Origin of the sequence: Agarivorans sp. B2Z047, from assembly GCF_023373605.1 — a bacterium.
Taxonomy (GTDB): Bacteria; Pseudomonadota; Gammaproteobacteria; order Enterobacterales; family Celerinatantimonadaceae; genus Agarivorans; species Agarivorans albus.
In genome coordinates this window covers 1,539,497-1,560,723 of record NZ_CP088080.1, presented here as the reverse complement: position 1 = coordinate 1,560,723, position 21,227 = coordinate 1,539,497, and the positions used below count along the sequence as shown (strand labels likewise).

Annotated in this window: 19 protein-coding genes; 8 read left to right on the top strand and 11 right to left on the bottom strand. The window is 44.7% G+C overall.

All coding sequences use genetic code 11. The features are described from left to right. Positions 1-15 precede the first annotated feature (15 nt). The 5 genes from LQZ07_RS07155 to LQZ07_RS07135 all read right to left on the bottom strand — a co-directional run bounded on the left by LQZ07_RS07155 (position 16) and on the right by LQZ07_RS07135 (position 4,567). Positions 16-618 (bottom strand): YiiX/YebB-like N1pC/P60 family cysteine hydrolase, encoded by a 603-nt coding sequence (locus tag LQZ07_RS07155; RefSeq protein ID WP_152779981.1) that lies wholly within the window; start codon positions 616-618, stop codon positions 16-18. A 405-nt stretch (positions 619-1,023) separates the two neighbouring features. Next, positions 1,024-1,902 carry a LysR family transcriptional regulator gene (locus LQZ07_RS07150; protein WP_152779983.1) on the bottom strand — a complete coding sequence of 293 codons (879 nt, stop codon included), beginning with the start codon at positions 1,900-1,902 and terminating at the stop codon, positions 1,024-1,026. 225 nt (positions 1,903-2,127) lie between these two features. Further along, positions 2,128-2,601 carry a DUF1772 domain-containing protein gene (locus LQZ07_RS07145; protein ID WP_152779985.1) on the bottom strand — a complete coding sequence of 158 codons (474 nt, stop codon included), beginning with the start codon at positions 2,599-2,601 and terminating at the stop codon, positions 2,128-2,130. A gap of 9 nt (positions 2,602-2,610) precedes the next feature. After that, the gene (locus LQZ07_RS07140; RefSeq protein ID WP_152779987.1) at positions 2,611-3,504 is read right to left on the bottom strand and encodes an EamA family transporter; all 894 of its coding nucleotides are present in this window, start codon (positions 3,502-3,504) and stop codon (positions 2,611-2,613) included. 151 nt (positions 3,505-3,655) lie between these two features. Next, a complete protein-coding gene (locus tag LQZ07_RS07135; RefSeq protein ID WP_152779989.1) occupies positions 3,656-4,567 on the bottom strand; it encodes a LysR family transcriptional regulator in 912 nt (303 codons plus the stop codon). Between the two features lie 158 nt (positions 4,568-4,725). Here LQZ07_RS07135 and LQZ07_RS07130 point away from each other — a divergent pair, with 158 nt between their 5' ends. Together LQZ07_RS07130 and LQZ07_RS07125 are read left to right on the top strand one after the other, a co-directional pair. Then, complete coding sequence (locus tag LQZ07_RS07130) at positions 4,726-5,418, top strand: type 1 glutamine amidotransferase domain-containing protein (protein ID WP_152779991.1); 693 nt, start codon at positions 4,726-4,728, stop codon at positions 5,416-5,418. Positions 5,419-5,431: 13 nt separating this feature from the next. Next, positions 5,432-6,589: an iron-containing alcohol dehydrogenase gene (locus LQZ07_RS07125; protein ID WP_152779993.1), complete on the top strand. Its 1,158-nt coding sequence runs from the start codon at positions 5,432-5,434 to the stop codon at positions 6,587-6,589. 87 nt (positions 6,590-6,676) lie between these two features. Here the strand turns inward: LQZ07_RS07125 and LQZ07_RS07120 are convergent, their stop codons facing one another. Together LQZ07_RS07120 and LQZ07_RS07115 are read right to left on the bottom strand one after the other, a co-directional pair. Further along, positions 6,677-8,809, bottom strand: coding sequence for a di-heme-cytochrome C peroxidase (locus tag LQZ07_RS07120; RefSeq protein WP_152779997.1), 2,133 nt, complete (start codon positions 8,807-8,809; stop codon positions 6,677-6,679). 230 nt (positions 8,810-9,039) lie between these two features. Continuing rightward, positions 9,040-9,300 carry a DUF1127 domain-containing protein gene (locus LQZ07_RS07115; protein ID WP_227981106.1) on the bottom strand — a complete coding sequence of 87 codons (261 nt, stop codon included), beginning with the start codon at positions 9,298-9,300 and terminating at the stop codon, positions 9,040-9,042. Between the two features lie 216 nt (positions 9,301-9,516). Here LQZ07_RS07115 and LQZ07_RS07110 point away from each other — a divergent pair, with 216 nt between their 5' ends. Then, complete coding sequence (locus LQZ07_RS07110) at positions 9,517-10,947, top strand: PLP-dependent aminotransferase family protein (protein WP_152779999.1); 1,431 nt, start codon at positions 9,517-9,519, stop codon at positions 10,945-10,947. A 26-nt stretch (positions 10,948-10,973) separates the two neighbouring features. Here LQZ07_RS07110 and LQZ07_RS07105 read toward each other — a convergent pair whose 3' ends face one another. After that, a complete protein-coding gene (locus LQZ07_RS07105) occupies positions 10,974-11,195 on the bottom strand; it encodes a hypothetical protein (RefSeq protein WP_152780001.1) in 222 nt (73 codons plus the stop codon). Between the two features lie 551 nt (positions 11,196-11,746). On the opposite strand from LQZ07_RS07105, the gene LQZ07_RS07100 reads away from it, so the two are divergent. The 3 genes from LQZ07_RS07100 to yjjX all read left to right on the top strand — a co-directional run bounded on the left by LQZ07_RS07100 (position 11,747) and on the right by yjjX (position 13,520). After that, on the top strand, positions 11,747-12,097 hold the full coding sequence (locus tag LQZ07_RS07100) for a hypothetical protein (RefSeq protein ID WP_016400878.1): 351 nt from the start codon (positions 11,747-11,749) through the stop codon (positions 12,095-12,097). A 74-nt stretch (positions 12,098-12,171) separates the two neighbouring features. Further along, positions 12,172-12,918, top strand: coding sequence for a sugar nucleotide-binding protein (locus LQZ07_RS07095; RefSeq protein ID WP_152780003.1), 747 nt, complete (start codon positions 12,172-12,174; stop codon positions 12,916-12,918). 59 nt (positions 12,919-12,977) lie between these two features. Next, the gene (gene yjjX, locus LQZ07_RS07090; protein ID WP_152780005.1) at positions 12,978-13,520 is read left to right on the top strand and encodes an inosine/xanthosine triphosphatase; all 543 of its coding nucleotides are present in this window, start codon (positions 12,978-12,980) and stop codon (positions 13,518-13,520) included. On the opposite strand, the gene LQZ07_RS07085 is transcribed toward yjjX, so the two are convergent. Then, entirely contained in the window at positions 13,506-14,342 is an 837-nt protein-coding gene (locus LQZ07_RS07085; RefSeq protein WP_152780007.1) for a hypothetical protein, read from the bottom strand. The two genes, yjjX and LQZ07_RS07085, sit on opposite strands and share 15 nt — an antisense overlap. 555 nt (positions 14,343-14,897) lie before the next feature. Between LQZ07_RS07085 and rnr the strand changes: the two genes are divergently transcribed. After that, the gene (rnr, locus tag LQZ07_RS07080; protein ID WP_152780009.1) at positions 14,898-17,186 is read left to right on the top strand and encodes a ribonuclease R; all 2,289 of its coding nucleotides are present in this window, start codon (positions 14,898-14,900) and stop codon (positions 17,184-17,186) included. 101 nt (positions 17,187-17,287) lie between these two features. On the opposite strand, the gene LQZ07_RS07075 is transcribed toward rnr, so the two are convergent. Continuing rightward, positions 17,288-18,184 carry a LysR family transcriptional regulator gene (locus tag LQZ07_RS07075; RefSeq protein ID WP_152780011.1) on the bottom strand — a complete coding sequence of 299 codons (897 nt, stop codon included), beginning with the start codon at positions 18,182-18,184 and terminating at the stop codon, positions 17,288-17,290. Between the two features lie 154 nt (positions 18,185-18,338). Between LQZ07_RS07075 and LQZ07_RS07070 the strand changes: the two genes are divergently transcribed. Further along, a complete protein-coding gene (locus LQZ07_RS07070) occupies positions 18,339-19,322 on the top strand; it encodes an aldo/keto reductase (protein ID WP_152780013.1) in 984 nt (327 codons plus the stop codon). Positions 19,323-19,549: 227 nt separating this feature from the next. On the opposite strand, the gene LQZ07_RS07065 is transcribed toward LQZ07_RS07070, so the two are convergent. Further along, positions 19,550-21,013: an alpha/beta hydrolase-fold protein gene (locus LQZ07_RS07065; protein WP_152780015.1), complete on the bottom strand. Its 1,464-nt coding sequence runs from the start codon at positions 21,011-21,013 to the stop codon at positions 19,550-19,552. Between the last annotated feature and the right edge of the window lie 214 nt (positions 21,014-21,227).

The following is a 21,227-nucleotide window of genomic DNA, read 5'->3' as shown; positions in this document are numbered from 1 at the left end:
TTTTCTCGCCCATTATCAATTTGAGAACAAATCAATTTCAGGTGACAAATAGAAACCATCATTTAAGTGAGTAAGCTGTTTTTCTGAAAGATTCGCAGGAGTGTATTCATTTGAAGGCTTTTGCTTATCCAACAAACCAATATGTTGGTAGGCTGCTGCCACTAATTCACTGCAAAATAATGAATCGAGGTTTTCTTGATTCTCACCAAATGGGCCTTCCCATCCAGCCCGAGCCAGCTCCCAAAAGTCTTGTTCATAATGGCGTAGTTTTAGCTGTTCAAGTAATTGCATTAATTTGCTTAAATGCACATCCGATAAGGTTCCACCTAACAACTGGCGAATTGAAATACTGCCCAAGTGTTGTTTAACCCGTTGGTGTAGCGGCACTACCTGCACCCCATTGCTGGCTTGTTGAGAATACAAACAGGTATCTTTTGAATTAGGAACTGCTTCCCAAAGGGTCACAAAGTCATAGGCTTCTAGCTCTAGCACCATGCCAACATGTGACCATTTGCTAAACGTGCCGTAACGAATAATGTCGCTACTTAAACCTTTGCCAGAAAAAAACACCAAATCGCCAGTTTTTAGTTTTTTGGCTAGTGGGTCGGGCTTTAGCATCCTGCTAACTCTCTCGATAGTCCTTATAGTTAAGCTTTATATGATAAAAACAAAAAGCCCGCAATAGAGCGGACTTAAATCAAAAAATAGACAATTAACGCTAGCGATTACAGCCACCTGCACATTCGCTGGTACTAACACAATCAAAAATGCCACTGCTTACAATCACGCCTTCTATAGGTTTGATACGTTAAGCTCTGGGTCAGATTTTTATGAAAACGCTTAGCTAAAAAATTGAACAAACACCAATTAGTTACTTTAAAAGCAACCAGCGATTATTTTAATCACCTTAAAATTAAGACATTAATTTTCAACGGTTTATTAATTCAAAACAGAAAAAGAAAGCTTTAGGTGAACGGACACCTAAATGTGATGTTAATCACAATTTAACCAGCCTTAATCAGGCTATTTCTGCACCAAACACTGCTGCATATTGTCGGTGACTAACTTAAAGCGCGAAGCCAAACGATGATAACGGCGTTGCACCAAATAAATGGTTTCACTCACTGGATTAGCTAAATGGCTAGCAGCAATAAGCTCAGGTTTGGCAAAAGCGGCCACTGCGTGCGCAGGCAACACCGTAAAGCCCAGCCCCATTGAAACGGGCTCTAAAATCAAACTAATTTGGTTAGAGAATCCGCGCAGTCTAAATTGACTGGTTTGCTCAAACTCTGGGTAATTGGCCGACAATAATAGTTGTGAATGATGAGCGCCGTCGGGGTGGTCCACATAACCTAAATCTAATAAGTCTTGCCAACTAGCATTGTTATATCGTGCCGGTGTTACCAATACCAAAGCCTCTTCTGCGAAGGCTTGGGTAGCCAGCTCACTTAGGGCACTGGGGCGAGTAATAAAACCTAAATCTAGCTGACGATCGGCCAGCATTTGTTCGATGCTAGCATTGGGTGCAAATTTATAATCAAACACCAAATCAGGGTATTTTGCTTGTAAATCCAATAGATTTGGATAGAGCTTCAAACCCACGCTTCCGGGGCTGGCAATCCGACACAAACCGGCATGAGGATCATCTTGTTTAAGTGACAGTTCAAGCTGGTTAAGTTGAGCCAAGGTTTGCTGTGCTTGCAAATACACTTGATTGCCGGCCTCTGTAAGCGTGAAGCTTTTACCTTCTCGTTGTAACAGAGTTTGCTGGTAGTAGTGTTCTAGCTTACGAATTTGCTGGCTTACTCCAGGCTGAGTCATCGCCAGCTTTTCTGCGGTGCGAGTAAAATGTCCGGTTTCAATTAAGGTGCAATAGGTTTGTAGCCAGTCGATATTAATCATAATGAAACCTTATTGAAGTAGCCAAGAAAGATAACATTATGCAGGAGTAGATTTTTCAAACAAGGCCGCACAACAAACAAAGCCTATCGCACCCCGAAAAACCTTACAGGCTAGAGAACAGCATTTTTGCAGCACCGGATACAAGCGCTAGATTAGATGGGATAAGCACACAGATTGTTGCCACGAACAGCAAATAGAATTGCAGCTTTGCAAACAGCAGGTTTACTATAAACCCAACATAAACAGTAACATCGCTAGCGCAGAAGCAAGGCTGCGCCAGTGATTCCAATAGGTCCACTCCGCTAAATATTGCTGCCACTGCAAGCTTTGTGCTTCGCTTAGCGCATCATCCACGGAAATTAGCGCCAGCGCTTTATTTCTTGGTACGTTGGCAAACGCAGTCACCGCAAAGCAGCCCAGTAAATAACAAAGGCTTGCAGCCACCAGCCGTAGGTTAATTGTTGCGACAAAAAATACCTGCCAAACAAGCACCACTAAACACAGAATTGCCGTGCCCATAAACAAGCCTAAAAACCCTGGGTTAAGCACCGTGATATTAATGCTTTGCATGGCCGCCAAACCTTGCTGAGTATTCAGCCTAGCCAAAGCAGGCATTACAAAATTTGAAAATGCCACAAAAATACCAGCCACTAAACCACAGCCAAAAGCCGCGGCGATTATTAAGCTTTGTTCAAACATGTATTTCCCCTAAACCACTAGCTTTAGTCCTATAACACTAATACAAACTAGGCTAATCATTGCCCACTGTTTGAGCGTAGGCTTTTCCGCTAATAGCCACCAGCCGAGTAGCATACTAAATACCATCATAGTGCTTAACACAGCTGCCGCAATGGCTAGGGGGCCTAAGGTCATCGCTAAGGCATAGCAGCCTGTGCCAATTACCGTAGGTGAGGCGAAAATGAGGATCTGTTTAAACTGTGCGGCTGTCACCTTTTGCATTCCGGCTTGGCCGCTAAGCTTACCTCGCGCGAACGCCATTAACATAGCCACCACGCCAATCATCACTTCCCAACTAAAACCCACCAAAAATGGGTGGCTGTCGCGAGACATTTTAGCCACCAGTATCAAGGCGCAAGACATTAAAGCGCCATAACAAGCACTGGCTACAATGCCAATAAGCGGCTTGTATTGGGGGGCACTCTCCGTGGATTTAGTGTTAGTACGAGTTTGACTTGCTCCCAACAGCAGCACAGCAAGTAAGGTTAGTCCGGCCATTAACCATTGCAATGGACTTAAACGCTCATCTAACAGTAATTCGCCCAACAAGCCAACAAACAGTGCCGTAAATGCCATCGATAAAGCGCTAGCAATGCCCACAGGTAACCTTACAAAGGCTATTGCATTTGCCCAGTTAGCCAAGGCAGCTAAACCCGCCGCTAGTACCAACCAACCAGCATGATGAATAAAACCAGAATACGCAGACAGCGGCACCAATAGCAGTAAGGGAGACATGCTAATTAACAAACTTAAACCGCGGTAGGCCACCGCACTAAGCAGATCTGATTGGCGATAAACCTTGGCCATTAGCACCCCTTGTAGGGCATAGGCAAAGGTAGCGGTTAAGGCGATAAAAAAGAACAAGGCTGCGTACTCACTAAAAATTTACCTCAGCCTACGCAACAAACTAAATAGCAACAAGGGCTTAACTAAGCATCGAAATGGCGTAAGCAAAAAACATTAGCCTTGCTTAAGTTTAGCCACCCTATTTAAACGCTTGATGTAACCTCAATCACTAACGCGCTCGCAGCGACTCTTGCTTGGCTAGGCTCTGTTTTAAGTAATCGATGAGCAAACGCAACTTCTTAGAACTCGCCGAGCCTTTAGGGAAAACACAATACACATCAATATCTTGTAATTGATAATCGGCCATAAGCACTTCTAACTTTCCGGCCTGTATTTTTGGCAAGGCGTCGTACAAGGGAACACGGCCCAGGCCATGGCCACCTTCAACAAAGGCAGTACGCACTGCTGCATTATTAGTACTCATGCCACCTTTGGTTTTTATGCTAAAAGAACGAGAACCTTTGCTTAGCTGTAAGGTACTTGAGCCTGCGGTATAAATAACCCATTGGTGAGCATCTAAATCTGCAGGTTTAGTCGGCCGGCCATGCTTATTTAAGTATTCTGGGGCAGCGCATAAGCAGGTACTTAAGGTGGTTAGCTTGGCGGCTTGCAAACCAGAGTCGTTAAGCTCGGCGCCGCGGATAGCTAAATCAAAACCATCTTGAATAATATTTACCACGTCATCGCTTAATACCAGCTCGATATTCACCTTCGGATACAAACGGCGAAACTCATTAATCACTGGCACAATGGTTTGTAGGCCTGCGTTTACCGGACAAGAAATTTTCAGCGAACCTTCCGGCTCTTGCTTAAGGTTTTCTATCTGTAAATTTGCGGCTTTAGCTTGCTCGGCAATGTTATGACAGCGCTGATAGTATTGCTCGCCAGCCTCGGTTAAATGCAAACTTCGGGTTGAGCGATTTAGTAAGCTAAGCCCTAGTTGCTGTTCCAGCTTTTTGATGTGGTAACTAACCACCGCGCGGGTAATGCCAATATGCTTCGCGGCAGCGCTAAAACTGCCCTGCTCCACCACCTGAGCAAATACCACCATACTTTTTAGCTGTTCAAAGCTAACGCTCATTGTTCTATCTCTTTTTTAAAACACCTCCTCATTGTATCAATTATTCTACCAATCATGTCTATTTAATCTGCATTGTTGGAATGAGCTTACCCACCTACACTAGGTGCATTGCTATTGCGAGATCGCATAGTGACTCATCAATTTTAAGGAATGCACTAATGAGCACAGCTAAGAAAATCCTAATGGTTCTAACTTCTCACGACCAACTGGGCAATACCGAACATAAAACAGGTTTTTGGGTAGAAGAATTTGCCGCCCCTTATTATGTGTTTTTAGATGCTGGAGCAAACATCACCTTAGCGTCACCTAATGGCGGCCAACCACCCATTGACCCAAATAGCGAGCTCCCTGATTTTCAAACCGATGCCACTCGCCTCTTTGACCAAGACGACGCTGCAAAACAACAGTTAGCCACTACACTTAAGCTCGCCGACCTTGATGCTAGTGATTACGATGCGGTGTTTTACCCTGGTGGTCATGGTCCATTGTGGGATCTCACCGACAACCCACAATCTATCTCGCTACTAGAGAACTTTGTTGCGCAAAACAAACCAGTTGCAGCAGTTTGCCATGCCAGCGCGGCCTTACTAAATGTAAAACAAGCCGATGGCCAATTACTGGTAAAAGGCAAAGCAGCAACCGGCTTTACCAACAGTGAAGAAGCCGCAGTACAACTTACCGAGGTGGTGCCATTTTTGTTAGAAGATGAGTTAAAAGCCCGCGGTGCAGATTACCAAGCAGTAGCCGACTGGAACCCTTTTGCGATTCAAGATGGTTTAATGATTACCGGTCAAAACCCGGCATCTTCAGAAATGGCAGCAGAGAAAGTACTACAACACTTGGCTGGTTAATGAAGGAAATATGATGTTAAATTTTTCGTTCCAAAACAGTACCCAAATCCATTTTGGCGAGGGGCAAATAGCTACCATCGCTAACGAAATCCCGGCGGATGCCAAAGTATTGGTCACCTATGGTGGTGGCTCAATTAAAAGCAATGGCGTTTATGATCAAGTTGCAAAGGCCTTAGAAAATCACCAGTGGTCAGAGTTTTCGGGCATCGAGCCTAACCCTAGCTATCACACGCTTATGCGTGCTGTTGAGCAAATTAAAGCGGAAGGGCTTGATTACATTCTTGCTGTAGGCGGTGGCTCGGTGATTGATGGCAGCAAGTTTATCGCTGCTGCAGCATGTTACCAAGGCGATGATCCTTGGGACATCATTGCCAAGCAACACCCGGTTGATACAGCCTTGCCATTAGGAGCAGTGCTCACCTTGCCAGCAACCGGCTCAGAAACCAACCCAGCAGCAGTGGTCACCCGTGACGGCACTAAATTACCTTTTTATGCCCTAGCAGTGCGCCCTAAGTTTGCGGTTTTAGACCCAAGCGTAACCTTAAGTTTATCGCCCCGCCAAGTAAGCAACGGTGTAGTAGATGCATTTGTTCACGTAATGGAGCAATACCTCACTTATCCGGTAAACGCCAAAATCCAAGATCGCTTTGCCGAAGGCATTTTGCTCACCTTAATTGAAGAAGGGCCTAAAGCACTTGCCAAAGAGAGCAGCAAAGACTTAGAGGTTCGCGCTAACATTATGTGGGCAGCCACCATGGCCTTAAACGGTTTAATTGGTGCTGGCGTGCCGCAAGATTGGGCAAGCCACATGTTGGGCCACGAGTTAACCGCCGCTTATGGCGTTGACCACGCACGCAGCTTGTCTATCACTTTGCCAGCGGTAATGAAAATTCGCCGTGAAGCAAAAGCCGACAAATTGCTGCAATACGCAGAACGTATTTGGGGCATAAGCGAAGGCGACAAGCAGCAACGCATCGACCAAGCGATTGCCGCCACCGAAACCTTCTTCCGTAGCATGCAAGTTCCAGTGCGCTTAAGTGACATCGAACTTGGCGCTAGCGATGTAGAAGTACTGTTGACCAAGTTAGAGCAACACCAAATGGTGGCTTTAGGCGAAGATAAAGCTATCACTTTAGATGTTAGCCGCGAAATCCTAAACGCCGCGCTATAAATCCAATGCTTATAAAAAAAGGGCCTGAAGGCCCTTTTTTATTGAGAACAACACAGAGTTCTAGGTGCAATATAAGCACCGCATAGATTAGATCGTTTTTAGGTACTCAAGTATCGCGTCACATTGCTGCGAATCAAAGGCAGTGCCAATCACCCCTTTAGGCTGATCCAAATAATGTTTACTAGGGTCGTATAAATCTGAGAAGTGATGGCCAGTGTTGTGATTACCCGGTATTGAAGTATCTAAGATAAAGTAGCCTTCCGCTGTATATTGCTGACCTTTTTTCAGCGCTTTGTTAGCCACTTTTTCAAAACCTTCAGGCTGCTGTAACCCTAGGTTCACCGCATCATAGCCAATGTTGCCCAACTGCAAATACTTAGGGCGCTCGCCTCCCTCTGGGCAAAGCAAATCGCGCAATGTTGCTACAGAACCGTTATGCAAAAATGGTGCAGTAGCCCAAACACCATTCAGTGGGCGAGCTTTATAGCCAGAAGTGACTCGAATACAGTTGGGGCGTCCTCCTTCAAATTCAGCTTGTAAGGCTTTATCACTCACGCCCTGTTGTTTAAACCAAGCGTTCACGGTTTCCTGCACTATGGCGCCCAGCGCTAAGCCAAATAATACTTCTCCGCTATCGTTTACCGACAAGTCCACCAGCTGGGCTTTATCTTTCTTCGAATAGTTAGCGCCAGCCATTTGGCTGCCATAAAGCTGGTTAGGGTTTTCGCCACAAATTGTTTCATCAATGCCTAAACCCGGAGTCACGTTCGCAGCAGCTACATTACTTACTCCAGCCGTGCTTAAGGTGCGAGTAGCCAATACATTTGCCTGAGCAGGATCGGTCCCAACCTGCGACAAATCAATCAGCTTAAGTTGTAGTACTTTTTCTGCGGTTTGTTTTTGCTCGCCATTTTGCTGATAAACAATCGGCGAAAAGTATTGTTCTTGCCAAATCTCTTGGCTGTCTAAGGGCGGTAAATGGCAGCCCTGACACTTAGCTTGATAAAGTGATGCCCCAAGCTCTGCTTTTTGTTGATCAATTGGGCCAAATTGCCACTTGGGTGGCTGTAAACCCGAAAAGCCCTTCGTTTGGCTAGGCTGTTCCCCACCAAGAAAGTGTTCTAGCCACACCAAGTTTTGCATTGGGATTGACGAGCTAAAGCGATTGTCATCCATAGCGCTTTGCATATCCACGTAGGCATTTACCCCCATCGCTTCGCCAGCATTGCGAATGAGCGGGCTCATAATAGAGGCATCGTATTGCACCCAGTTAAACCAAGAAGCGCTCCATAAATGCGGATAATTAACTGGCGCATTTATCGCGTGGTAATTTTCACGGCGGTTGATGTTCTCGGCAAATACCTGGTTACCAATGCGGTTTAGCGCGTCTAAGCGCATAAAGCCTTCGTTTACTTGAATAACATCTTGCTGCCCTTCGCTAGCGGCAACAATGTTGGCTAACTCTTCTGCCAGAGACAGCTTGTTGGCTGGGCTATAACTAGCACCAAGCACTCGGCGAGCAAAGCGGTCGAAACGACCATCTAAAATGGGTAACTTACTCGAAAGCAAAGTTTGCCCCAGCGCAGCGGCTAAGGTTTCGGTAAGCAAACTTAAGTCGATGGTGGCGGGAGCACCGTCAATCACATACTCGGTCTTGTTTTCCCCTTCCCCATGAACAAAGTGGCCGGTATGACAAGCTGCACAAGTAAAACCAATCCCCGCGGTACGGGTTGGATAACCAGGTAAATTAACGGAATCGGTGCGAGCAAAACCAATAGGTAAACCATCGGGATTTTGCTCAGTAACTTGTGAGCGAATAAAGCCCAAACGCAGCAAAAATTCGTTTGCCGAAAGCAAGCCATTATCAGAAAAACCGTTTAGCAACAGCAAAGACCAAAGCGAGCCGCTGGGCTGCTCTAAATTCACAAACCATTGGTAAGGAACGGGAATGGTGCGAGTACCCTGGGAAATGTGATGGTACTTTTTAGCCTCATCACTAACGTAATCACCTTTGCTGCCCCAATTTTGCTCTGGCCAATACTGTTTTAGCCAAGAGCCATCTTTGTGAACAACTTGCAGCTCGGGCAATTTAGGCGGTGTTAAGGCATCGGTAATGCTCTTAACCTTGTCACTGCTTAGTAGCATCAATAAATACACCACTAGCAGCACCAACAATATGATGCCTAAACGAGCCAGTTTGCTAGATAACACCTTACTCATACATTAATTCCTTTCTTCCATGAAGGGTAACAAGCAGATGATGATTCACTATTACTGCGCTGAGCAAGCGCCTAACATCCTTGAAAAAATCTCTCTGCTAAGGCTAAACCATAGAGGAAAAGTGGCTTTAATGTAAACCTATTAACTGTGGTGTCAGTACCGTAAGCTTTACGCATCTGCGCAACACCTAGAGATAAGGCAGCTAAGATAACAAAGCTGCCTAGCATCGCTTAAGCCTTTAGTTTTTGAGTAAACTTATGCCCGCTGCTTTGCCGATTATTTTTGTCACTATGGCTACGCCCACATTTACCTGCTTGCCAAAAAGGTTTACGGCCTTCGGCTAAGGCTTGCGCTCGGCTTAAACCAATATCCTTGAGCAACTCGTCATTCAAGGCTAGCAAAGCTCTGCGACTGCGGCGACGAGCTCGATACAGGGCAAGGCGCTTAATCAGTGCATGAAAACCCATGTGGAAAGAAACTTGTATCTGCATATTCCGCTCCTTGTTTTAATCAGCTACCCCTCTAGCTTAAATTTTGAACAAGCAAGCTTACAGATTCAGAATATAAGAATTTTGCCATTACAGATGCCGCAAATAGCTATCTGTAATGCTTGTTAATGTTCAATCTGTACTGCTTTGCTACACAACTTTGCTTAACTGTATTCCTCTGTGTTATTAATGAGCGATGTTTTGGCTAAGGAGTTGCCAATGACCCTCTACGAGCAATTTGCGCAAGAACTTAAGGAACAAATCTCTCAAGCCTATTACCCGGTTGGCCAAAAGCTGCCTTCTATCCGCGAGATGAGCAAGGCGAGAGGGGTAAGTATTTCTACGGTGCAAGAGAGTTATCGATTGTTAGAAGATGCCGGCTTTGTTCGCAGTAAGCTCAAGTCGGGTTATTATGTTCAACAACCTCCAAGCACCGCACAGCTGCCAAAAACCAGCCAACCAGAGCAACGCCCAGTGCCAATCGACAATTGGCACAGGGCGTTAGAGCTTATGATGACAGAAAGCAACAGTCACTTTCTTGCCTTAGGCAGAGGCTCACCAGATACCGAGTTAAGCAGTTTAAAGCCATTGCAGCGCTTACTTAGCGACAACATCAAGTATCAAAGCAAACAAGTTTTTAGCTGCTCAAAAGGCAATGGTTTGTTTAAGTTACGGGTGCAAATTGCTCGCCTAATGCAGAACTCTGGTTGTCATATTCATCCCGATAACATCCAAATCACAGCTGGTTGCCAGGAAGCACTATCCTTAAGTTTAAAAGCACTCACCCAGCCAGGCGATATTGTGGCGATTGATTCACCCAACTTTTATGGCTCGATGCAAGCGATTCAATCTAACCAATTGAAAGTTATTGAGATCCCAACCCATCCAGAAACCGGCATAAGTTTGCCCGCCCTAGAACTTGCTCTAGAACAGTGGCCAATCAAAGTGCTGCAACTAATCCCAACATCTAATAACCCTTTGGGTTATGTGATGCCCGAAAAGAACAAACTAAAGCTGCTTAAAATGGCCGAGAAATACGATTTCGCCATTATTGAAGACGACATTCTGGGCGACGGCTATTACCAAACACCCCGCCCGCGCAGTTTAAAATCCTACGATAGCCAAGATAGAGTGTTGTTTTGCTCGTCGTTTTCTAAAACCATTGCTCCAGGCCTGCGAGTGGGCTGGGTAGCGCCTGGCCGTTATGGGCAAATGCTCACTCACTTAAAATTTGTTACCTCATTGGGTGCTAACAGCTTACCCCTGTTGGCAGTGGCCGATTTTATCGAGCAAGGGCACTACGAAAAACACCTAAGACTGGCAAAGCAGCAGTATCAAGCAAGGCGCGATTTGATGCTCCATTGGGTACAGCGCTACTTTCCTAGCGGCAGTAAAATGAGCTTTCCTAAAGGCGGATTCTTTTTGTGGGTAGAGCTACCAGAGTCAATCGACAGCTTGGTGCTAAACGAAAACTTAAAACCGTTTAACATTGGTATTGCGGCGGGCAGCTTGTTTTCAGCTGCAGGCAAGTATCAAAACTGTTTACGCATAAGTTACGCCAACAAACCCAGTGAGCGTATAGAGCAAGCCATCAAAATTGTTGGCGAACAGGCAAAGATTCTCTTACAGCAAGCCTTAGCGCGAGCTTAATAGCGTTAAGCTCGCCCGCTTATTTATTACAGTTTCTTCCACTGTAACTTAGTGCATTTGCCGTTGTCGTCGTGCACACGGCAACCAAAGCGGTAGCCTTCTTTTACTAGGCTTTTATTGTAATACTCTGCATTTTTATCGAATTCGCTAAGCGCTGGCTTGCTGCTTGGTTGTTCAGCTGCAACCGTAGTTACGCTAAGACCTAAACCGAACACTAGTGCAACTGAGCTGATTAAAACATTACGCATTTTTCTTCTCACAATTATTGATAAAAGTAATTTCTGCGTTTTATACCAGCTATTTTCCGCAGTGCAATCTGCGACAGTTTTGTGAAAAAATTCACAATATAAAGCAGACGTTAAAATGACAGCATTTTCACTTCTTGAGTATCAGGAAATTAATTATGTAATCAGTAAATAATAAAAATGACATCGATTTCAACAGAGGGTTATTTTTATTTAATTGTTAGTTTAAGTGGCTATTATTTACACAAATTCTGTGGAAAGCAGCCAAACATCATACTTCAAACATAAATCTTTAAATTTCAGTCAATTAAAACTAACGCCAAGTAAACGATTTCATAATTTAGCATTAATGTTAATAAGCATACTTTAAGCGATCATGTTTATTAACAAACCACAAATTTTAAAATTTACATGACGAATTAAATAATAATTTCAAGCCTAAAATCTCAATTTGTTAGTTTGACAAGTATCATTGCTTGGGATAATTTTTGGGCCACAGTAAATGGATTTAAATCATATTTAACGGCAATTGCTATTAGATATATAAGGTAACAATGAAATTAAAACACATAGTTAGTGCCGCTGTTATTTTACTTAGTTCTCAAGCCAGTGTGGCCAATGAAAGCATTGATAGCTCTGAGCTTCCTGCGCTTAAAAACTATGCTTTTGCCGCTTGCATGTACCACATTCAAGCCAAAATCGATCCCACTCCGGCTGCTACGCTAAATGGCTTACGCGAAGAAATGGAAGTGTTCTATCAGTACAGCGTATTACCTACCGAACACTTTGAAGCGGTATACGCCGAAGCTGAAGCTGGCGCTAAAAATGTCCCACCTTCCGGCTCTATTCGCTACTGCATTAGCTGGCTACAAGAAGACAAAGTAGAACAAATACTGGCTAACTAAATTTGCCCTACTCTAGCGCTTAACGCCGTCTAACCGCATAATAGCCACTTCTTAGAAAGTGATGAGATTATGCAATGCAAAACGTACTAGTAACCGGTCTAAATGGTCGACTTGCACCTTACCTTAAACAAGCGCTAGAAAAGCAAGGCATTGCAGTACATGGCTTTAATCGCCAAGAGCTAGACATTACCAACCGCGCGCAACAGCTAGGCTATGTTCGCGGCCACCACATCGATGCAATATTTCACCTAGCTACAGGGCCCGAAGAGTGGCTGGCTTGTCTGGCTGGCATTGCTGGTGAAGAAAATATTCCAATGCTATTTACCAGCACCGAAAGTGTATTTAACCCAGAGAGCACCGGCCCTTTCACCCCAGAGCATCCGGCAGATGCGGTAAATGATTATGAGCTATATAAAATAAGCTGTGAACAAGCTGCCCTTGCCGCTAACCCCAATACCATTATTGCTCGCCTAGGCTGGCAAATGTTCGATAACTTTGAGCAAGATAACCTACTCACACATGTTAGAGATATGCATGCTGAAAAAGGTTACTTGGCAGCTAGCACCGAGTGGTTACCAGCCGTGGCCTTTGTTGAACATAGCATGCAGTGCTTAGTCACTTTGGCGCAACAAGCCAAACCGGGGATATATCATGTAGGCGGTAATGAGCAAGGCTTGTCTTTCTACCAACTGGTGCAAATGATCAATCAAAAGTACCAGTTAAACTGGGACATTCGCCCCGGTAGCGATCCTCAGCGAGATGGCCGAATTATCGACTCACGAGTAGCATGTGGCAGCATCGCCGAGCAATTGGCTATATAGCTTGGCCACGCGCTAAATCAAGGCCTCGCCTTTTCCAACTAAATTGAAGAACAGTAATTATGTCAGAACAAAGTTTTAAAGTAGTGGTAGGGTCGCGTAACCCAGTCAAAGTGCGAGCAGTTGCTAAAGCCCTCGCGATGTATTACCCAGATGCTGAGATTGACTGCCAAGGCATTGATGCTCCCTCTCAAGTGCCCGAGCAACCCATTAGCACTCAACAGACTCGCGATGGTGCAGTAAATCGCCTACGTTACTGCCAGCAGCACCAAGCTGCCGATTTTTATGCCGCAATTGAGGGTGGTGTAGATATGTTTGAAGATGGCCCTGCTACGTTTGCTTATGTGGCAATCGCACGTGGTGAGCACCTTTCGGTAGGGCGTGGGGCCAACATGCCTCTGCCGCCAAGCGTTTATCAAGCGCTAGAGCAAGGTGAGGAACTTGGCCCACTAATGGACAAGCTGTTTAATACTAAGAATATTAAGCAAAAAGGCGGCGCCATTGGACTACTCACCAATGGCTTAGCAACCCGCGAAGATAACTATGTGCATGCACTAATATTGGCGCTAGTGCAGTTTGCTCACAAAGAGCTATTTGCTCTGTAAACCCACCATTGCAGACAGGCGGCGTTTACGCCGCTGTAAACAACAACCAAGCAAACCACTGGCTAGCAGCCATGCAGATAGCGGCTCTGAAGCTTCTACAGGAGTTGTTACAGAGGCCGGTTTAAAATCCACTAAATACATCATGTCGTCGTAATCATCATCCCCCAACATGCCCGGCTCAAAAAAGTCAAAAGGTAGATCTTCCCAACCGATTAAATAGGCATTAGTAAATATGTGTTCGACAATGTTTCCACCAATATCTAGATAGCGTGATTGCCCGTTAAGCTCAGGCATTGCAAAAGTCATAGTATGATCCCAACCTCCATTAAGCTGATTTTCCGAATAGAACGTTGAGTAAGTAAGTGGCCCACCCTGCTCCAAATACCAACCAAATTCGCCATTAATATCCAAAGTAACACCTGAAAATGGCTGACTTGTTGAGCCATCTCCCTTAAAACCGTAATGTGGATCAGAGGGTAAAATAGCTGTTTTATCGTTACCCACACCGATATCTGTATAGATACCTAAGGTATTGTGGTTACCGGCTGTTAAGCCAACTAAGGCCACACTTTGAGAGCCTTCACCAACAAACAATTGATCATTAGCTACAAAACGATTATCCAAATCGGCATTGCTTTGGTAGTTGGTACCCAATAACAGATTTACAGCATCATAAAGATCCGGTACTCCATCATTGTGATCCCGAGCAGTTGGGACTCCGTTGGCTTGATTGTGATATACATCGTTAATCACATTGCTACTAAAGGGAGTAGCTTGCCCACTAAAATGCAGCAGTGCTAGCGCCGCTATTGTTATTCTCATTTTCATTCCCGCTGTTTCTAATTATGTTTTCTAAGCGAGCAAATAATAACCACACAAAAATAAAGGACAACTCATAACTGAACAATTTGTGAACTAGATAATAATTAAGTCAATATTGGGTATTTGAGGAAAATTCCTCATCACTCGTGCCTAAAAGAACCTAGGCTCAACGACAAAAGTTGACTTTCCGCCACAAGTCTATAAAGTGGCGGCCATTAGAAATTCAGTCTATTTTTTGAACTCCGCTTTAAGGTTGCCTTCTTTTAACCTTCGTTTCGTCGTTTTAAATTCAAGCTTGTTTTTCCAATCTTGCCTTTCGGCAACTATATGATTGTCTGTCATCTATGTGTCACATAAGCGGCTTATAAGTCAGACCAACTACATCACTTGCAAGGCCAACTAATGGCGCCAGCAAGTAACAAATTTTAGCGACTTGCTTTAAAGCAAGCGCCCAGGCCTAACAACCTTGAGAGTTATATCTGAACTGCATACTTAAAACATTTCATGATTTCCCTAGAGCAAGGTTATTGGCCCTATTAACAGAGAACAATAACTATGAGTAAACACTCAAGCTCTAAAGAGCAACAATATGCTAATCCCATTCCCGACCGCGACGCGATTATTGCGCTGCTCGATCAGCAAGGCCAAGCACTTAACCGCGAACAAATAGCGGTAGCCCTAAACCTAGACAGTGAAAACGATCTAGAAGCCCTGCGCCGCCGTTTAATTGCGATGAGCCGCGATGGTCAATTACATAGCGACCGTAAACGCAATTACTGGCCAGTAGACGACAGTGAGTATTTGGTAGGTAAAGTAATCGGTCACCGTGAAGGATTTGGCTTCTTAAAATGTGAAGGCTACGACACCGACTTTGTATTGCATAGCTCGCAAATGAGCAAAGTATTTGATGGCGACCTTATTCAAGCGCTGCCAAATGGCTTTAATAATCGCGGTCGTGAAGAAGCGCGAGTGATTAAAATACTGGAAAAGAACACCCAGCAAATCATTGGTAAGTTAATTGAAAGCAATGGCCACTTTAGCCTGCAACCAGACAACCAAAAAATTAGCCAGATCATTGAAATACCAGCAGAGAAAACCTTAGGTGCTAAGCATGGCCAATACGTGACTGCAGAGCTAATTAGCTACCCACATAAACGTGACAATGCCATCGCCCACATTAGCGAAGTAATTGGTGATCCTATGGCGCCAGGCATGGAAATCAACCTTGCGATCCGCAGCCACGATATTCCCTTTGAATGGCCTGAAGAAGCACTAGCCCAAGCCAAACAATTAGCCCCAGAAGTGGCCGCGCAAGATAAACTACACCGAGTAGATTTCACCGCAACGCCGTTTGTCACTATTGATGGTGAAGATGCCAAAGACTTCGACGATGCAGTGTATGCAGAGCCGCTAAGCAACGGCAACTGGCGCTTACTGGTGGCGATTGCCGATGTATCACACTACATTCAGCCAAACAGTGCCTTAGATATAGAAGCTCAAAAACGCGGCACCTCGGTGTACTTTCCTGGGCACGTCGTTCCGATGTTGCCAGAGGCGATATCCAACGGCTTGTGTTCGTTAAACCCGCACGTTGACCGCTTAGTAATGGTGTGCGACATGACCATAAACAGCGCCGGTGAGTTGGCCAGTTTTCAGTTTTGTGAAGGGCTTATCCACTCTCATGCTCGCCTTACTTATAGCCAAGTAGGCACTATGTTAGAAGACGCAAGTAGCAACGAGGGACAGCAACTCACTCAGCAGTTTGCCGAAGTATTACCGCACCTGCAGCAACTACATAGCTTGTATCAAGTGCTGAAGGTAGCGCGGGCAAAACGTGGCGCTATTGACTTTGAAACTAACGAAAGTCAGTTTGAATTTAATCCGCAACGTAAAATTGAACGCATAGTGCCACTGGTACGTAACGACGCTCATAAACTAATTGAAGAATGTATGCTGTGCGCCAACGTTGCCACGGCACGTTTCTTAGAACAGCTAAAAATTCCGGCGTTATACCGGGTACACCAAGGCCCTAAAGAGAAAAAACTTAAGGGCTTGCGTAGCTTTTTAGCCGAGCTAGGCTTGAACTTAGGCGGTGGCGACAAACCTACGCCAGCCGACTACAACAAGCTACTTAGCAGTATTGGTGAGCGAGAAGACGCCAGCATTATTCAAACGGTGATGCTGCGCTCTATGAGCCAAGCCATTTACACCCCAGAAAACGAAGGACACTTTGGCTTAGCTTTTGATGCTTATGCCCACTTCACCTCGCCAATTCGTCGCTACCCCGACTTACTGGTGCATCGCGCTATTCGCTCAATCATTCGCAGCAAAGAGTCTGGTGGCATCATGAAACGTGCACTTAAGAGCCTAAGTGGTAAAGGTTTTGATCCTGTGCAGCGCCTAAAAGGTGCTACGCCACTAGCCATTGAACAAAGCTATCCTTACGACACCGCACAAATGTTGATGTTGGCTGAGCATTGTTCGTTAGTATCTCGCCGCGCTGACGAAGCCAGCTGGGATGTTGATGCTTGGCTTAAATGCGAATACATGCAAGATCAAGTGGGTGAGAGCTTTGAAGGCATTGTAAGTGGCATAAACGGTTTTGGGTTGTTTGTAGAATTGCCTGCTACTCAGGTTGAAGGCAGTATTCATATTTCTGCGTTAAAAGGCGATTTCTACCATTACGATGCCAACAAGCAACGTTTAACTGGTGAAAACAGCCGTAAAAGCTATGGCATTGGCCAAGCCATCTCGGTAACCATTGCCCGAGTAGATATGGAACAGCGAAAAATTGAATTTGTCTTAAAGCAAAGCCATAAAGGTTTAAGTAAAAACGTCGCTTAAGCCTTCATCTAACAGTGGTTTTGAGTCCTCCTCAAAACCACTGTTCACAAAACGCATAGCACCGCAGCTAAAAGCAAAACACAAATCTGGCCATAAGCTATCTAGGGCCTAACTTGGCTAAGGTACTGCTGCAAAAAAGCCACAAAATGCTGCAAGCGAGAAGAGTGTTCAATTTTAGGTGGGTAAAGCATCCACACCTGTCGCTGCTCTACTTGGTAGTCACTAAGCACACGCTGCAAACGCCCCTCTCTGACTAATTTCCACAGCAAATGCTCGGGCACCCTAGTGACCCCTTGATGATTTAGTGCAGCCTTAATCAAAATATTGTTGTCGTTTACCGCAAACTGCCCTTTTGCTTCAATTTCTTCAACTTTCCCTGCTTTTACAAACTGCCAATTGCGCCAACTTGGAAATGCTAAACACTGTAAATTTGCTAAATCACTGGGTTGAGTGGGTTGCCCATTAGCCGAGAAGTACTCAGGTGAGGCAACCACCCAATGGCAATATGGCATAAGCTTACGTGCCACCATGTTTTCTGGAGGCTTTGTGGTTACCCTAATGGCCAAATCAAAGTTTCGTTCGTGCAAATCTTCTAAGTGGTGGCCTACATCAATTTCAAAGCTCACTTCTGAAAAACGCTGCGAGAACTGATAACACACATCGGCTAAGAAGCTATCGGCAAAGGCCGCTGGAGCGGTTAAGCGCAAGATACCTGCAACCTTATCACCACTGTGTTCAAGCTCGCGCTCTAGGTCTAACAAGCCGTGGTGCATAGCTTGCGCTTGCACAAACACTTTATGCCCTTCGGTCGTTAAGCGCACCTTACGGGTAGTTCGTATTAATAACTGAGTTTGTAAGTCTTGCTCCAAGCTGCGAATTTGCTGAGACAAATAACTACGCGAAATCGCTAAATGCTCAGCAGCTTTAGAAAAGCTCAAATGCTGAGCAACTTCATAAAACAGCAACAAGCGCTCCAACTTTTTATGATTCTTAGACACTATCACCCATCCACGCGTTTAGTTGTAAACAATAATACTCAAAAATTAGAGTTTGTATGTTATATCAAACAGTATTTTTGCTTTTACGATCTTTTTTCATGCTTTAGCTACGCTCTATACTGGTGCCAATTTCCTCTATTTAAGTAGGTGTAATATGCAATATCGTCGTTTAGGCCGCAGCGGCCTGCAAGTTAGTGAATTTGGCTTAGGCTCGTGGGTAACCTTTGGTAAACAAGTGGATTTATCAGCGGCCAAGCAGATCATGGCAAGGGCTTATGATACTGGTATCAATTTTTACGATAATGCCGAAGGCTACGAAAGCGGTGAAAGTGAGCGCTTAATGGGCCAAGCCATCGAACAACTTGGCTGGTCACGCGACAGCTTTGTTGTGTCTAGCAAAGTATTTTGGGGAGGCGACAAGCCCACCCAACGAGGCCTAAGCCGCAAACATGTATTTGATGCTTGCCACGCCGCACTGGCCAGATTACGAGTAGATTATTTAGATTTGTTCTATTGCCACCGCCCAGATATTGATACGCCAATCTACGAAACAGTGCGAGCTATGCATGACTTGGTTAGCCAAGGCAAAGTGATGTATTGGGGCACATCTGAGTGGAGCGGCCAACAAATTACCGAAGCGTGGGCAGTGGCTAAAGCCGAAAACTTACATGCCCCAGTAATGGAGCAACCACAATACAACATGATGGTTCGTGACAAAGTAGAAGCCGAGTACCTGCCGCTTTATTCCTTAACTGGGCTAGGCACCACTATTTTTTCTCCATTAGCGAGCGGCTTGCTCACTGGCAAATACCTAAATGGGGTGCCAGAGAATAGCCGTTTAAGCTTGCCTGGCTATGAATGGTTGCGTGACATGTTAATTGGTGAAAACAACAAACTTGAGCAAATTGCCCAGCTAAACCAGCTCGCTCAGCAGTTAGGCATGCCATTACACCACTTGGCCTTAAACTGGTGTTTACGCACTCCCAATGTAAGCAGCGTGATTTTGGGCGTATCTAAACTGGAACAGCTTGAAGATAACTTGCAAGCACTAACCAACAGCAGCAGCTTAAATCAGCAAGTTTGGCAGCAAGTGGATGACATACTGGGCAATAAACCAGCAGGGCCAGAGCGCTTCTAGTGTTTTTAAAATAAGCACTTACAACAATAGAGTAAAAGCTCTAGCACAACATACTACCCCTTGGGTAGTATGTTGATCACAGTATTTGGAAAAACCACCTGAAATAAGCATATTGCGAGTTACTTTTGTCACAACTTGTCTATACTGACAAAAAGGTGTTTACACCTACAAAACAACAATAGTACTAAACGCATAAATCGATTAGGGGCCTTAGGGCCCCTTTTATTTTATCGTGCGAAAAACGACGATACCTGCTTAAGTACTTGTTCTGAAATACTATTCCAATAACGCCAAGTATGCCCCCCCTCAGCGGTCAAGTAAGAAAACTCAACTCCCTGCTGATTAAGTTGTTCAACTAAACGTTGATTAGATGGGTAACTGATTGAGTCATCTTCTCCACAAAACAGAGTAAGCTCAGCATCTAATGTGAAGTTTTGCCAACTAAAACTGGGATACATTTCCAAATCAAAATAACCACTAAGCGGCAACGAAAGGCCAAATTGCTTTGGGTACTTATGCGCTAAATAAAACGCTCCTGCGCCGCCCATTGATATACCACTAATAGCTCTATAATCAGGCCCAGCTTTAACTTTATATTGCTCAGCAACATGAGGCAGCAGCTCCTGCATAATGAAACTTTCATGCTGCCCTTTGTAATAGCTAGTTCCTGCAGACGGCATTAACACAATAAACGGCTCAATACTCTTATTGGCAATCATGTTATCCATTAAGTGTTGAATTTTGCCGTCTATGATCCACTGCTTATAATCTTGACCGTAACCATGCAAAAGCATCAATACTGGATAATCTTGCTTAGATGTTTGGTAACCAGGCGGCAAGTACACGGCATATGGGCTGGCTTGATTTAAGCTGTCACTCTTAAACTCGGCTTCAACAATGCTGCCATGAGCAATCCCTGGCTGAGCTATTAACAATGCATCCTCTTCGCCAATAACAAATACAGAATTAACGCCACCATAACCATCGGGCACCGATTGCGGGTTTTGCTGGTCGGCCACCCACACTCCGTCTATCACAAATTTGTATTGCCATGCCCCGGGTTTTAAGTACAAAGTGATAGACCATTGGTCTGCTTCGCTTGGCTGCATAACAAGCACCTTACTTCGCCAATCACTCATTTCTCCGGCTAAGTAAACCTGTCTTGCATTTTTTGCTTCCACGGTAAAAGTATGGGCAACAGTATTCTCACTGGGGGAAAGTAAAGGATGCTCAAGCTGTATGGCAGTTTCTCCCAACTTAGCGTTAGCAGCTTGTTGCTCTGTTAAGATATGCCCTTTAGCAGTGACAGTACCAGAACAACTGAAACTGTCGTTACTCCATTGCCAATCATAAGCGCCAGTTATTTCTTTGTTGTTTACTTCACTATAGGCTGAGGAGTAGCTAAGCGTCCCACCGTCTGTTTCCGTACTAGGCGATGTCCAAGTAATCTTTCCCTGGCTTATTATGCCGGTAGTACCTCCTTCTATACTTAACTGACATTGATTCTGAGACACCTCAAATACTTGTTTATAGCGTTGGCCTAAACCGTTGCATTCGTAATCATCAACATCAACAACTAACTGCCAAGTACCCGCTACGTTATCGCAGTCTTTTGTGCTGTTGTTAGAACATCCCACCAGCATCCAAAAGGCCAAAAGCGCAGTGACAAGGCATGCTAATTTATTGTTCATTGCTTTACCTCTCTATAAATAGTTCTACGGCAATGGAAATAAAAAGATATATATCAATAGTATATAAACACAGTGTAAAAATAAGCCAAAGAGGTAAGCGCAGCATATGTGACAGAAGTAAATAGTAAGATTTATTTAGCTTATATATTTATATTTGGAGTGAAGAGTTAACTGCGCGCGTAAAGGTAAACTTGGCTGCAAAGTTACATTAGAA

What these genes read in the sequence shown, in the direction of transcription:
- LQZ07_RS07150 (WP_152779983.1), bottom strand. Translation starts at nt 1,902, where the DNA reads ATGATTAATATCGACTGGCTACAAACCTATTGCACCTTAATTGAAACC.
- LQZ07_RS07130 (WP_152779991.1), top strand. Translation starts at nt 4,726, where the DNA reads ATGAGCACAGCTAAGAAAATCCTAATGGTTCTAACTTCTCACGACCAA.
- LQZ07_RS07095 (WP_152780003.1), top strand. Translation starts at nt 12,172, where the DNA reads ATGCAAAACGTACTAGTAACCGGTCTAAATGGTCGACTTGCACCTTAC.
- yjjX (WP_152780005.1), top strand. Translation starts at nt 12,978, where the DNA reads ATGTCAGAACAAAGTTTTAAAGTAGTGGTAGGGTCGCGTAACCCAGTC.
- LQZ07_RS07115 (WP_227981106.1), bottom strand. Translation starts at nt 9,300, where the DNA reads ATGCAGATACAAGTTTCTTTCCACATGGGTTTTCATGCACTGATTAAG.
- LQZ07_RS07100 (WP_016400878.1), top strand. Translation starts at nt 11,747, where the DNA reads ATGAAATTAAAACACATAGTTAGTGCCGCTGTTATTTTACTTAGTTCT.
- LQZ07_RS07085 (WP_152780007.1), bottom strand. Translation starts at nt 14,342, where the DNA reads ATGAGAATAACAATAGCGGCGCTAGCACTGCTGCATTTTAGTGGGCAA.
- LQZ07_RS07125 (WP_152779993.1), top strand. Translation starts at nt 5,432, where the DNA reads ATGTTAAATTTTTCGTTCCAAAACAGTACCCAAATCCATTTTGGCGAG.
- LQZ07_RS07065 (WP_152780015.1), bottom strand. Translation starts at nt 21,013, where the DNA reads ATGAACAATAAATTAGCATGCCTTGTCACTGCGCTTTTGGCCTTTTGG.
- LQZ07_RS07120 (WP_152779997.1), bottom strand. Translation starts at nt 8,809, where the DNA reads ATGAGTAAGGTGTTATCTAGCAAACTGGCTCGTTTAGGCATCATATTG.
- LQZ07_RS07155 (WP_152779981.1), bottom strand. Translation starts at nt 618, where the DNA reads ATGCTAAAGCCCGACCCACTAGCCAAAAAACTAAAAACTGGCGATTTG.
- rnr (WP_152780009.1), top strand. Translation starts at nt 14,898, where the DNA reads ATGAGTAAACACTCAAGCTCTAAAGAGCAACAATATGCTAATCCCATT.
- LQZ07_RS07135 (WP_152779989.1), bottom strand. Translation starts at nt 4,567, where the DNA reads ATGAGCGTTAGCTTTGAACAGCTAAAAAGTATGGTGGTATTTGCTCAG.
- LQZ07_RS07070 (WP_152780013.1), top strand. Translation starts at nt 18,339, where the DNA reads ATGCAATATCGTCGTTTAGGCCGCAGCGGCCTGCAAGTTAGTGAATTT.
- LQZ07_RS07145 (WP_152779985.1), bottom strand. Translation starts at nt 2,601, where the DNA reads ATGTTTGAACAAAGCTTAATAATCGCCGCGGCTTTTGGCTGTGGTTTA.
- LQZ07_RS07105 (WP_152780001.1), bottom strand. Translation starts at nt 11,195, where the DNA reads ATGCGTAATGTTTTAATCAGCTCAGTTGCACTAGTGTTCGGTTTAGGT.
- LQZ07_RS07110 (WP_152779999.1), top strand. Translation starts at nt 9,517, where the DNA reads ATGACCCTCTACGAGCAATTTGCGCAAGAACTTAAGGAACAAATCTCT.